The organism is Stenotrophomonas sp. 89682_Sma (genome assembly GCF_056481405.1).
On record NZ_CM151147.1, the window covers coordinates 2,606,713 to 2,619,887 of the forward strand.

13 protein-coding genes are annotated in these 13,175 nt (G+C 67.8%); all 13 read right to left on the reverse strand.

The features are described 5' to 3' along the window. Positions 1–486 precede the first annotated feature (486 nt). Entirely contained in the window at positions 487–1,686 is a 1,200-nt protein-coding gene (gene gspF, locus ACZK29_RS12015; RefSeq protein ID WP_478446057.1) for a type II secretion system inner membrane protein GspF, read from the reverse strand. Between the two features lie 7 nt (positions 1,687–1,693). After that, entirely contained in the window at positions 1,694–3,127 is a 1,434-nt protein-coding gene (gspE, locus tag ACZK29_RS12020) for a type II secretion system ATPase GspE (protein WP_111203784.1), read from the reverse strand. Next, a complete protein-coding gene (gene gspD / locus ACZK29_RS12025; RefSeq protein ID WP_478446058.1) occupies positions 3,124–5,505 on the reverse strand; it encodes a type II secretion system secretin GspD in 2,382 nt (793 codons plus the stop codon). The genes gspE and gspD overlap by 4 nt, the downstream gene beginning before the upstream one ends. Next, positions 5,502–6,026: a type II secretion system protein GspM gene (gene gspM / locus ACZK29_RS12030; protein ID WP_164146781.1), complete on the reverse strand. Its 525-nt coding sequence runs from the start codon at positions 6,024–6,026 to the stop codon at positions 5,502–5,504. Before gspM ends, gspD begins: the two co-directional genes overlap by 4 nt. Further along, positions 6,023–7,186: a type II secretion system protein GspL gene (gene gspL / locus ACZK29_RS12035; RefSeq protein ID WP_164146780.1), complete on the reverse strand. Its 1,164-nt coding sequence runs from the start codon at positions 7,184–7,186 to the stop codon at positions 6,023–6,025. The genes gspM and gspL overlap by 4 nt, the downstream gene beginning before the upstream one ends. Further along, on the reverse strand, positions 7,183–8,088 hold the full coding sequence (gene gspK / locus ACZK29_RS12040) for a type II secretion system minor pseudopilin GspK (RefSeq protein ID WP_478446059.1): 906 nt from the start codon (positions 8,086–8,088) through the stop codon (positions 7,183–7,185). Before gspK ends, gspL begins: the two co-directional genes overlap by 4 nt. A gap of 9 nt (positions 8,089–8,097) precedes the next feature. Then, entirely contained in the window at positions 8,098–8,535 is a 438-nt protein-coding gene (gspG, locus tag ACZK29_RS12045; RefSeq protein ID WP_111203788.1) for a type II secretion system major pseudopilin GspG, read from the reverse strand. Between the two features lie 57 nt (positions 8,536–8,592). After that, positions 8,593–9,150 carry a hypothetical protein gene (locus tag ACZK29_RS12050; protein ID WP_478446060.1) on the reverse strand — a complete coding sequence of 186 codons (558 nt, stop codon included), beginning with the start codon at positions 9,148–9,150 and terminating at the stop codon, positions 8,593–8,595. Positions 9,151–9,294: 144 nt separating this feature from the next. Further along, entirely contained in the window at positions 9,295–9,846 is a 552-nt protein-coding gene (locus tag ACZK29_RS12055; protein ID WP_111203790.1) for a hypothetical protein, read from the reverse strand. Between the two features lie 58 nt (positions 9,847–9,904). Beyond that, positions 9,905–10,885 (reverse strand): FecR family protein, encoded by a 981-nt coding sequence (locus ACZK29_RS12060; protein ID WP_478446061.1) that lies wholly within the window; start codon positions 10,883–10,885, stop codon positions 9,905–9,907. Between the two features lie 69 nt (positions 10,886–10,954). After that, complete coding sequence (locus ACZK29_RS12065) at positions 10,955–11,485, reverse strand: RNA polymerase sigma factor (protein WP_111111120.1); 531 nt, start codon at positions 11,483–11,485, stop codon at positions 10,955–10,957. A gap of 16 nt (positions 11,486–11,501) precedes the next feature. Next, entirely contained in the window at positions 11,502–12,182 is a 681-nt protein-coding gene (locus tag ACZK29_RS12070) for an STN domain-containing protein (RefSeq protein WP_478446062.1), read from the reverse strand. Positions 12,183–12,660: 478 nt separating this feature from the next. Next, positions 12,661–13,125, reverse strand: a complete 465-nt coding sequence (locus ACZK29_RS12075; protein ID WP_111203793.1) for an Lrp/AsnC family transcriptional regulator — start codon at positions 13,123–13,125, stop codon at positions 12,661–12,663. Positions 13,126–13,175 lie beyond the last annotated feature (50 nt).

Sequence of the window (13,175 nt, forward strand, 5' to 3'; positions counted from 1 at the left end):
ACCAAGGGAGGAACGGTCACTACACGCCTGCTGCCGCCGAGGGCCTCCCAGCCCACTCTGCGGCGACGTGTCCATGCTGGTCCGCGCCGATGACAGGCCGCTTAAGAAACCTGTGGAAGATCGAAAAAAGGTGTGGAGGATTGTGTGGAGAATCGGCCCATTCCACCTTCCAGCGACGCCGTTCGATCGACTGGATGCGATCGATTTGATGGAATCGACTGGATCGAATCGATTTGATGGGATCGGCTGGATCGAATCGATTTGATGGGATCGGCTGGATCGAATCGATTTGATGGGATCGGCTGGATCGAATCGATTTGATGGGATCGGCTGGATCGAATCGATTTGATGGGATCGGCTGGATCGAATCGACTGGGTAGAGTCGACTGTTAGTCGACTGCTCTTCACACGCAGCAGCAGTACGAAGCACGCGCGCTGCGCGCTAGTCGACTGACAGTCGACTCTACCCGTGATGCGCGTTGCGCATCACTGCACCAACTGGTTCATTTCCATGATCGGCATCAGTACCGCCAGCACGATCGTCAGCACCACGCCGCCCATCACCAGGATCATGGTCGGTTCCAGCAGCGCGGTCAGCGCCATCGCACGACGCTCTATCTCGCGCGAGATCGTCTGCGCGGCGCGATCCAGCAGCGGCGCCAGCGAGCCGGTCTTCTCGCCGCTGGCCACGAGATGCACCAGGATCGGCGGATACACTTTCTGTACTTTCAATGCAGAACCCAACGCAGCGCCTTCGCGTACGCGCGCGGACACATCATCGGCACAGCGCGCCAGCAACGCGTTGCCCAGGGTCTGCTGCGCCGCCTCCAGTGCACGCAGCAGCGGCACGCCGGCATCGAGCAGGATTGCCAGCGTCGAGGCGAAACGCGCGCTGTTCACGCCCAGCACGAAGCGCCCGATCATCGGCAGCCGCAGCAGCATCGCGTCCCAGCGCAGGCGCAGCTCGGGCCGGCGCAGCGCCAGTCGCCAGGCCACCACCAGCGCAGTAATGCCCAGCCCCACCCACACGCCCCAACTGCGCACGAAAGCACTGGCCGCCAGCATCACCTGGGTCAGCATCGGCAGCGTCTGCCGCGCCTGCACGAACGCGGTCACCACCTGCGGCACCACGTAGCTGAGCAGGAAGATCACGATCGCCACCGACACCAGGCTGATCGCCGCCGGATAGATGAAGGCAGTCAGCACCTTGGCCTGCAGCGCATTGCGTTCTTCGATGTAGTCGGCCAGGCGCTCCATCACTCGCGCCAGGTCGCCGGAGTCTTCACCCGCCCCCACCAGTGCCCGATAGATCGGCGGGAAATCGCGAGGCCGCGCGGCGAGTGCCACGGTCAGGCGCTGGCCGGCACGTACATCCGCACGCACGGCAGTAAGCGCCTGCGCCACGTGCGGGCGCTCGGCCTGCTCGATCACCGCACTCAAGGCACCTTCCAACGGCAGGCTGGCGGCCAGCAGGCTGGCCAGCTGGCGCGTGGCCCAGGCCAGCTCACTGGCTGACAACCGGCGAGCACCCCAGCCACTGCCGGCACTGCGCGCCGCACTGACCTGCACAGGCGTCAGCCCACGCCCGCGCAGCAGCTGACGCGCACCGCGCGGGCTGTCGGCGTCCAGCTGGCCTTTCTCGATGCGGCCCTGCGCGTTGGCGGCCTGATAATCGAACAGTGCCATCGTCGTCTCAGTCGTCGCCGGTGACGCGCAGGATTTCTTCCAGCGTGGTCACCCCGCTGTCGACCCAGCGCTGGCCGTCCTGCCGCAACGTGCGCATGCCGGCGCGCCGCGCGGCCTCGCGCAGCGCGGGCTCGCCCTGCCCTTCATGGATCAATGCGCGCACGCGGTCATCGACCACGAACAGTTCGTGGATGCCGGTACGACCCCGATAGCCGCTGTTGGCGCAGGCCGCACAGCCCACCGCGCGCCACATGGTTCGGCCTTCGCCATCCACCTCGGCACGCCGGCACTGCGTGCACAGCCGGCGCACCAGCCGCTGCGCCAGTACGCCGCGCAACGACGAGGCCAGCAGGAACGGCTCCACGCCCATGTCGGCCAGGCGGGTCACCGCCGAGATCGCATCGTTGGTATGCAGCGAGGCGAGCACGCCGTGGCCGGTCAGCGACGACTGCACGGCAATCTGCGCGGTTTCCAGGTCGCGGATCTCGCCGATCATGATGGTGTCCGGGTCCTGGCGCAGGATCGCGCGCAGCGCGGTGCCGAAGCTCATGCCGATACGCGCGTTGACCTGGATCTGGCCGATGCCGGCGAAGTCGTACTCCACCGGATCTTCCACGGTGAGGATGTTGCTGGTGCTGCTGTCGAGCTGGCCCAACGCGGCGTACAGCGAGGTGGTCTTGCCGCTGCCGGTCGGCCCGGTCACCAGCACGATGCCATGCGGCTGCCGGATCAATCCGGTGAACGTGGCCAGGGTGTCATCAGCCATGCCCAGGCGCTGCAGCTGCAGACGGCCGGCATCCTTCTCCAGCAGTCGCAGCACGGCGCGCTCGCCATGCCCGGTCGGCACCGTGGAGACACGGATGTCCAACGGACGCCCACCCACGCGGATCGCGATGCGCCCGTCCTGTGGCAGGCGCTTCTCGGCAATGTCCAGGTGGGCCATGATCTTGATGCGTGATACCAGCGCCGCATGCAGTGCGCGCCGCGGCTGCACCATGTCGCGCAGCGTGCCGTCCACCCGGTAACGCACCACCGAGTGGGTCTCGAATGGTTCGATGTGCAGGTCGCTGGCCCCATCACGCGCAGCCTGTGCCAGCAGCGCGTTGATCATGCGGATCACCGGTGCATCGTCCTGCGCATCCAGCAGATCGGTGACCTCCGGCATGTCCTGCATCAGCCGGTCCAGATCGACTTCGCTTTCGGCGGCACCGACCACGGCAGCGGCATCACCGCCGTCACGGTACTGCTCGCCCAACCGCTGCTGCCAGGTCGCGGCATCCAGTGCCTGGAACGGCAGCGGTCCATGCCGGCGGCGCAGCTCGGCCACGGCCCACGCCGCGGTGTCGGCGGTGCCAAGCAGCACCGGTTCGCCGCCGGCCTCGGACAGCATCACGCCATGGCTGCGCACCCAGGCGTACGGCAGCGGCGCGGCGGCGCTCACGGCCCGATCACCAGTTCCGGCGTGTAGCCCAGCCCGCGCAGCTGCTGCAGTGCCGGGTCCAGCGTCGCCGGATCGCGCGGCAATCGCACGCGCAGGCGTTGCCCGCTCTCGCCCGGCGTCGCTTCGGCATAGGCCTGCAGGCCCAGTGCCCGCACCTGCGCCACGCCTTGGCTGGCACGCGCCGGGTCCAGTCCTTGTGCGAACTGCACCAGCTGGGCATCACCCTCACCGGCCGGATACAGCGCTGCCAGGCTGGTGTTCTGCAACGGCTGGCCCTGGCCATCGCGCGCATTGCCCTGACCGAGCACAGACAGGTCCTGCGGCGGCAGCTGCGGTGCCGACAGCGCCGGCAACGCCCAGCTCTGCACGGGTTGCGCACCGGCCTGCGCATTGCGCATGTAGTCGTAGCGGTCGCGGGTCAAACGCTGGCCGGCGGCGGGGTCGCGCACCACGTGCGGGCGCAGGAACACCATCAGGTTGGTCTTGGAGCGCTTGCGCGTATCACTGCGGAACAGCGCCCCCAGCACCGGGATCCTGCCCAGGCCCGGCACCGCATCACGGCCATGGCTGACGTTGTCCTCCAGCAGGCCACCGAGCACCATGATCTGGCCATCATCCAGCAGCACACTGGTATCCAGCGCACGCTTGTTGGTGATGATGCCGGCGGCACTGTTGGCACTCTGCGCATCGATGCTGCTGACTTCCTGGTAGATGTCCAGCTTCACCGTGCCGCCCTCGGAAATCTGCGGGCGTACGCGCAGCTTCAGGCCCACGTCCTCGCGCACGATGGTCTGGAACGGGTTGTTGCTGCCGCCACCGCCGTCGGTGACGTAGCGGCCGCTGACGAACGGCACGGTCTGACCGACCATGATGCTGGCCGCCTCGTTGTCCAGCGTCATCAGGTTCGGCGTGGACAGGATGTTGGCACCGCCCTTGCTCTGCAGCGCAGTGGCCAGCGCTTTCATGTTGAGGATCTGGCCGACACCGGGCAGGTTGATGGTGCCGTCGATCACACCGATCTTCAGGCCATCCTTGGGCAGCACGTCCAGCGTGGTGCGCGCGGTGGTGCTCAGCCCACTGCCGCCGGTGGCGCCACCGAAGTGGGTGCCGCCAAAGGTACGGCCATTGCCCAGCATCCATTGCACCCCCAGCTCTGCCGCATCGGTCTGGTTGACCTCCACGATCAGGCTTTCCACCAGCACCTGCGCACGGCGCTGGTCGAGCTGGTCGATCACACGCCGCAGGTTGCGGTACACCGGCTCCGGTGCCGAGATCAGCAGGGTGTTGGTGGCCACGTCCGCCTGCACCGAAATGCCGTTCTGGCTGAAGCCGGTGCTTCCTGCGTCGATCGGGTCACGCCGGCTCGGGTCCAGCCGCTGCGATTCCAGCGCATTGCCTCCGGTCTTGGCCTGCTGCGGCTGCGACGGCTGCGCGGGCGCGGAACGGTTGGCGTTACCCGGCAGTGGTGTGATGCCTTCATTGCTGCCCATCGCCGCTGCATCGCTCTGGCCGGCCACCACACCGCGCAGCACACCGGCCAGCTGGTTGGCCTGGGCATTGCGCAGGTAGACCACATGCAGGTTGCCGGATTCATCCTGGGCACGGTCCAGCTTCTCCACCAGCTGCCGCGCCAGGCGGGTGCGCCCGGGGCTGCTGGAACGCAGCAGCACGCTGTTGCTGCGCGGGTCAGCCATCACCACCACCTTCTGGGTGGGTTCGGCGCCCTGCGCATCCAGCAGCGGCGCGACCATCGCCGCGACGTCAACGGCAATACCCTGCTGCAGCTTCACCACATCGGTGTCCATGCCGGCCGGTGTATCGACGCTGGCGATCACCCGTGCGATGCGCTCCAGGTTGTCGGCGTAGTCAGTGATCACCAGGGTGTTGTTGCCCGGATTGGCGGTGATCGGATTGTCCGGACTGATCATCGGCCGCAGCACCGCCACCAGCGCGGCTGCGTTCTCGTAGCGCAGCGCGAAGGTGCGGGTGGTCACCTCACCGCCGGCACCACCAGTGCCGACGCGTCCTCCCAACAGCTTGGCGTCTGCCTGCGGCACCACCCGGCTGACGCCGCCGTTCTCGACCACGGCGAAGCCACGCATGCGCAGTGCACCCAGCAGCAACTGGTAGGCCTGCGTACGGCTGACCGGGCCATCGGAAACCACTGTCATCTTGCCGGTCACCCGTGGGTCGACCAGGAACTGGCGGCCGGTGAAGCGCGCGGCCATGCGCAGCACACCACCGATATCGGTGTCGACCAGGTTCAATTGCACCGGCTCATCGCGGGCGTCCTGCGCCAGTACGGGCGCAGGTGCGTGGGCCATGCACACGATCAGCGCCAATACGGTACTGCAGGCAAGGCTGCGCATCGCCCTCATGGATGGGCACCCGCAGCGTCCACCATCACGATGTTTCCGGAAATCCGTGCCGCCGGCATGTTCGCATCCCCTGTGCGTGTCAATTGCAGTTGCTGCAGCTCGATGGCCGGGTCGGCCAGCAGCGGCAGCAGCCAGTTCCAAAGTGCGTCGGCGGGCACTGCCTGCACCTGCAGGTGCCAGCGTCCGTCGCGTGCTTCGATATGCAGGCCGTCGGCAAGGCCGGCGGCCTTGATTCCATTGCGCAGCCCGGCCAGTGTCGGGTGCTGGCCCTGCGCCTGCTGCTGCTCGCGGGCGCGCAGCAGCGGTGCCAGTGCGCGGGACTGCGCCTGCAGCCGCGGTAGCTCGGCCTGCCAGTGCGTGTGTTGCTTCAGCAGGGGCTCCAGCCACAACGACCACAGACCCGCCACCAGCAGCGCCACCACCATCACCCACAGCATCAGCCGGTCGCGCGGTGGCAGGCGTTGCCAGCGTTGCTGCAGGCCTGCCAGTCCCTCGCCCAGTCGCAAGGTTCGGGGGATCACTGTCCAGCCCCGTTCACCCGCAGGCGTCCACCGGCTTCGCGCGCCAGCTGCAGGCCCTGCGCCTGCACTGCCTGCTGCCAGCGCTCAAGCCGCTGTGGATCATCGGCCAATGCCTGGGCATCGGCATCCAGCTCCATGTCCAGCTGGCCCGGTTGGTAATGCAGGCTGCGCACCTGCCCCGCCAGCTCCGGGACCGCCTGCAGCGTGCTGGCAACCTGGCGCTGCAGCGGCGGCAATGGCGGCGCCGACGGTGGCACCGCAAGTGCTCGCCTCGCCTGCAACACCGGGTCCACCACATCGGTGACTTCCGGGAAGCGTGCGCTGAACTGGCGTGCCATGTCCTGCTGCAGCGCTTCACCCTCGATCCGCCAACGCGAGACCTGCAGCTGCAGGCCGAGTGCAGCCAGCAGCACTGCCGCCAGTGCCAGGCCGATCGCCAGTCTCGGTGCTGGCCGGCCTGCGCCGGGCAGCGGCAATGACCAACCCGGCAGGGGGCCACAGGCCTGCCGTTCATGGGTGACGGCGGTAGCCGGCAGGCTGTCCGGCCACGTCGGCGGCACGCTGCCGATCCACTGCACGGCCTGCACGCCGGCCTGTTGCAGGCGCACGGCCAGCGCCTGCATCACCGCACACGCATCACGTCCGCCATGCCATTGGACAAATCCCCGATCGCGCCCGCTGCGCACCAGCAGATGCTCGCCGCTGACCTGCAGCGTGGCCTGGCCGTCCTGCCAAGGCAGCAGCAGTGGCGTCGGATACAGCGCCTGCAGCTGCAGCGCACACGAGGCCAGCAGCTGCTGCGCCTGCGCGATGGCCTGCTGGCCGAGCCAAGCCACCGGAACCGTGCCGTCTGCCGCCTGCGCACCGTGGGCCAGCGCCACCTCCTGCAGGTCGTCCAGCAGCATCGCCTCCACCTCACCCTGCAGCGCCGACTGCAGGCGGCGCCCGGACAACGGCGGCAGCTGCAGTTCCAGCAGGATCAGGTCGTTCGGATCGAGGCAGGCATGCACCGCAGCCCGCGGATGCCGCAGGCCCAGTGTCGCCAGCGTGTCGCGGCCGTGTGCCACTACCTCGCCCTTGTGCAGCTGCGCCCAGTCCACCGCGCTGTCGGCGCGCAGGTGCTCCAGCGCCGGTAGGCACACCCGAAGCTGCACGTTCATGCGCCGATCCTCGTCCACACGCGTTGCACGCGCGCCCCATCGTCGCGGTACTCGCGCCAGAGCAACGCACGGAACTCGACCGCACTGCCATCGGCCTGCACCTGGCCGACGGCCAGGAACCACTCGCTATGGATGCCCAAGGGAAGCACGGCCATCTGTTCGTTGCTCAGTTGAAGTCGATTGGCGATGTCACCGCGGTTGAGCAGCCAATGGCCGCCGTCGCGCTCACCGAGCAGCGCCTGCAGCCGTGCGGGCTCGACCGCAGGCGTCACCGCCTGCAGAACGCTCAGGTCGCTGGTATTGGCGTTGACCAGGGTCTGCGCCGGCAGCACCACGGTGCGTCGCGCCAGCGCCTGCAGTGCCACCGGATCGGCACCGGCCAGTGCCTGCGCGATCAGTGATTCGCGCGGCAGTGGGGCCTGCGCCTGGATGTCACCGTCGCGCAGGCGCGCCTGGATGTGGTCCGCCGCGGATGCGCAGGCACCCTGGCCAAGCCCCTGTGCAGCACACAACGCGATGAACGCGCGCCGCGCCTCGGGGTCCGCCCTGCCATGTGCCAGCAGGTTGCGCAGGTTGAACATCGACTGCGCATCGACCAGTTGCAGCTGCACCGGCAACGGCGCCTGCAGTTCCAACGGGCGCGCCCAGCGCCCGCCGCGCACCGTGGTCAGCTGTTCCTTTACATCCTCACGCAGCTGCTGCGCCGCACGCTCCAGCGTGGCGTCCACCGCCATGCGCACCTGCGCGCGCAACTGGTCGCCGCGCAGCGCACGCAGCTGCGCCGACTGCCGGGTCAGCAGCGCGGTGGCAATCACAGCCACCAACGCCACCACCAGCAGGGCGACGATCACCGCCATGCCATGCTGGCGGGTGCAGGAGACCGAACGCGTCCGGGCTGTCATCAGCACGCCTCACAGCTGCCAGGAGCCGATATCCGCGTTTCCGGCGTCGCCACCGGGCTGGCTGTCCGCCCCCAGCGAGAACACATCGATGTCGCCATGGGTTCCGGGAATCTGGTACTGGTACGGATGGCCCCATGGGTCATTCGGCAGGCGATCCAGGTACGGCGTCACCGGCAACCCACCGCTGCCCTGCGGCGGCTTCACCAGCGCCTGCAGGCCCTGCTCGGCACTGGGATAGCGACCGTTGTCCAGCTTGAACAGCTTCAGGGCCTGCATCAATGCGGCAATGTCCTGGCGCGCCGCCACCACGCGCGCCTGGTCCGGACGGTCCATCAACCGCGGCACGATCAGCGCGGCAAGAATGCCGATGATCACCACCACCACCATGATCTCGATCAGGCTGAAGCCCTGCTGCCGAGTCCTGCGACCACCCACGTGCCTTGCCATTGTTCCGCCCTCGTCATCCTGGAAGAGACCGCTGCACCATGGTCAGCGGCGCATGTGTCAGTACGATAAACATCCGCCTGCAATTCGCTGCGCGGGTGCCTGTGCAGGCGCATGTGCAGCCGGTACGCGCGCCGCCTCGAACAGGTGCGGCGGCACACTGGCCAGCGTTTCGTCGATGCACTCGCGCAGCAACGGATGCACGCAGGCCTGCAGCAGGCGCACGCATTGCATCGGCGACCACGCGGTGCCGTGGTCCAATCCAATGAACATCCGGTAGGCCTGGTGGTAGCGCAGGTCGTCGTAGACGCGCTGCGCGCTGTTGAGATCACGCATGATCACCAGCAGGGCCGCACGCTGCAGCAGCCGCGCATCGCCTGCGTCAAGCGGCAGCGCGCCCATAGCCGCATCGGGCCAGGGCCGCAGATTCAGGTCGAGGGCTTTTCGTAGCGCCGCCAATGGATGCGCACTGCTGTCCAGTGCCGCCCAACGCGCTGCATCCACCCAGGCATCACTGGACAGCACCCAGACCCACGAGCGCCCGTAACGCTGCACATTCAGGGGCGTGTGCCGCGCCTGCTCCAGTGACTGGCTCAGGTGGCGATCCAGCTCCAGCATGCTGATCCTGCGACTGTCTGCCATCTGCGTCGCCCGTGCTCCGCGACGCGTGGTGCGTCGTACTCTGGAGAAGACGTCAGCAAGGCAGGTGAAGCGACAGCGCGAATGCAACTCTGTGCGCTGCGTGGTGCTTCATCGGCAACGTCATCGCAGCGTCATCCGCCTGAAGGCTTCGCGCTGCAGTCGCGGTGCGTCGCCGCCGCAGCGGCGGGCCAGTACCGCCACGTCGATGCGCGCGGCGAACGCGACCAGCGCATCCGTCATCTCCACGTCATCGCACCATGACGCCATCGCAATGCGCACCGCTGGCAGCTGCCAGCCGTCCATCACGCCGCGGGCGCCCGCCACGAACCAGTGCCACAGCCGATGGTGCAGCACCTGCTCGTGCAGCTGCGCGAGATCCTCGATGCCATGCATGTCCATCAGCAACAGCGCGCGAGCAAGCGCCGCAGGCGGCAACGCACCGGTTTCAGCCAGTGGCAACACCTGCTGCTGCAGGCGCAACAGCATCGCCAGCGGGTGCGACTGCGGATCGAAGTCCAGCAGCACAGCCTGTTGCTGCCACTGCGCGTCGGACACCACACACACCCATGGCGAGCCGTAGCGGTGCACCATCAAAGGCCGTCGCTGGGTTGTTTCCAGCAACGCAGATAGATTGCGACGCAGATCCAGCACGCCGATGGTCTCGTTGCGCATCCTTGGCTTCTCCTTGCTTGCAACAGCCCTGCGCGACGCGCACGGCCAGCGTCTTCATCTATCCAAGGACGGCGATGCCACCCGGAAAGCGACGCAGATCCAGCGACATCGTCAGTCGCAGCTGCTCCAGCGCGGCGTCCGGATCATCGATGCGGAAGCGACCGCTGACCGGCGCGCGCGCCAATGCCGATTCACCCAACAGCACCTTGCCACGACGATAGCGGTTGATCTCGTCCACCACCTCGCGCAGCGGTGCGCGACGGAAGACCAGCATGCCCTCTGTCCAGGCGCTCACGTCCGAGGCCACAGCCTCGGCCACCACGCCACTGAGGCGCTCGTCGTAGTGGGTCTGCTGGCCGGCCTGCAGCTGCAACCGGCCCTGCGGGTGCTCGATGCGGGCACTGCCCTGCAGGCAGGTCACCCGCACCTGGCCCTGGGTGTTGCGCACGTCCAGGCGCACCGCACCTTCATCGGCAATCACGCAGCCCGCCCCCGCGAACAGCGCCAGGCGCAAGCCGGCCCGGGTCTCGATCGCGGCCTGCCCCTGCATCAGCTCGAAGCCTTCGCCCTGTGCGTCCGCGCGCCGACGCAGGCTGCTCTGCGTATCCAGTTCGATCTTCAGCTGCGGCAAGGGTGCAATCTGCAGCCGTTCACCGGTGCCGGTGTGGAAATCGGCCGCCATCGCCGTCATCGAGGGCCATAATCCCAGCGGCGGACGGATCGCCGCCACCACCACCAGGCTGGCCGGTGCGGCAATCGCCGCGCCCAGGAAGGCACGCCGGCTCCAGCGCTGGGCCGGCGTCGGCGCGAGCGGTTGGCGCGCGGCGGCGGGCAACTGCTCGCCCGCCAGACGGACCTGCTCCCATTGCCGGCGCGCACGGCCGAACGCCTCGCGATGACGGGTGTCTGCCTCACACCACGCGCGGAACCTGTCCCCATCGGCGGCAGTGGCTTCGCCCGAGGTCAACCGCACCACCCACGCGTGGGCCTGACGCTCGACGGCATCCAGCGGGCGTTGCGGGCGATCGTCAGGATCCATGGGGACTCATGCCGGACCCGCACGCTGCGGGGTTCTGCTCGGCGTCAAAGTGTAGACGGATGCCGCCGCTCAGAACCGCACCTGGCGCCCCTGCCCACTGCGTTCGGCCAGGTAATCCTGGGCCGCCTTCAGCTCGCGCTGCACCAGCCGCAGCGATACACCGAGGTGATCGGCCACGTCGCGCTGCTGCAGGCCGTCGACGCGGATCGCCAGCAGGATGCGGCGACGGCGCTCGGGCATGCGCTGCAGCAGCCCGACCATGTCTTCCAGCGCGAACTCCAGCTCGGCCGCCTGTGCCGGGCCCGGTGACGGATCGGCCATGTCCATCAGCGTGTCCACTTCTTCCAGGCTGAGCAACCGGTGATCGGCACGTTGGCGATCAATCACTGTGTTCATCGCCATGCGCAACAGGTAGGCCGCAGGATTCTGCACCGCATCCAGGCGGTCACGGCGCGCGCTCAGGCGCATCCAGGTGTCCTGCAGCGCATCGCCGGCCAGCTCCTCCGAGCCCAGCTTGCGCACCAGCCTGCGCTTCAGTTCGTCATAGGCGCCCAGAAGGTGATCCATCAGGTCAACTGCCCCAGCCGTACCGTTGCTCATGTTCGAATCCTTGAAGTCATGGAAGGGGCGTACGCCGGCCACAGTCGTGGTCGGTGCCGGAAGGGCGGATCTGCAGCGTCACCGGCTGCGGCAGCGCGGCGGCTTCGCCTGCCAGCGCCAAGCCCTGCAGCGCCTGCAGCAGGCGCGCATCGCGACTGGCGCTGCCACTGCCGGATAGCAGTTCGGGGTCATGCACCTGGCCGTCTCTGCCAACGCTGAAACGCAGGGTCGCGGCATAGCGACCTGGCGCCAGGTCGGGATCGTCACAGAACGCTGCGCGCAGGCGTTGCTGCAGGCCACCGTAGCGGCGGCGCCGCTCGGCATCGGGCAGTTCCGCGTCAATGCCGGGTTCGGCCTTCGAGGACGTGCGCCGACGCAGCACCACGCGCTGCTCGCCGATCACCTCGGCCTCGATGCCGGAATCCTGCAACAGAACCTGCAAGGCAGGCAGCGGCGCCAGGCTGGCGCGCAGCACATGGCTGCTGCGCCCTGCGGCAAGATCGCCCGGGTACATCACGGACCACCCACTGATGACGCTGAAGCGCTCGACCGCCTGCTCCAGCGGCTGCGCAGGGATGTCGTAGGCATGAACAGCGTCCTGTGCGGCAGCGGCAAAGGACAGCAGCAGCCATGCGGCGATGGCCACCTTCCAAGTTCTGACCGCATGGTGTCCATTCAGCCCCCTGACGTAGAACACATGACCCTCGGCAGCGACAGCAGCTGCAGTGGACGCGCACCACGACCGCAACCCCGGCCCGCGCGCGACCCGCAAGCGGACTCAAACCGTACCGGGGTCACATGTCATTGCGATGACCGCCGCCCACGGCCTGGCGTCGAGGCAGGCTCCGTGGAGCCAGTCACGCATCAGGAATCAATGAATCGAACAGACCACGCCCTCTACGCATGGGGGTCAGAGCCCGTTGCGCAGCAACGGGATCCGACCCCGACAGATCGCGGAGAACTGTCAGGCGGCGGGGCGGTGTGGCCAGGCAGGACCGTTGGCGCCATGGATGGCGCCATCGAGCCCCCAAGGAAGGGTTTACGGCGTGTCCAGCCTGGCCACACCGCCCCGCCGCCCCACGGAGCATCGCTGTTGCTGTTGCTCCTGAGGTTGCCGGCCAGCGGCCGGCACTACCCGCGGGTGCCGGGTGCAACCCGGCCACAAACCCCATCCCTCAAAGCGGCAGCTGGGTCGTCTGCTTGATCCGCTGCATCGGAATCTCGGTCTTGGTGTTCTGCACCCCGGCGATCCGGTTCAGATGCTGCATCTGGAACTGCCGGTAGGCATCAAGGTCCGCCACCGCCACCCGCAGCAGGAAATCGCAGTCGCCCGCCATCAGATGGCATTCAAGCACTTCCGGGAAAGACTTGATGCTGTTGATGAAATGGTTGGTGGTGTCCTCGTCCTGCCCCCGCAGCCACACGCGCACGAACACCGTGAAGCCACGCCCCACCTTGGCCTCGTTCAGCAGGGCGACGTAGCGGTCGATGTAGCCGCCTTCCTCCAGCAGCCGCACCCGCCGCAGGCAGGCCGAGGGCGAAAGGCCCACCTGCCGGGCCAGCTCCAGGTTCTGCAGGCGGCCGTCACGCTGCAGGGCATCAAGGATGCGGCGATCGAGATTGTCGAGCTGATACCGCATAGGATTTCACCTTTGGCGACCTTGACCGCATGGAATCTCAATATTCCCGA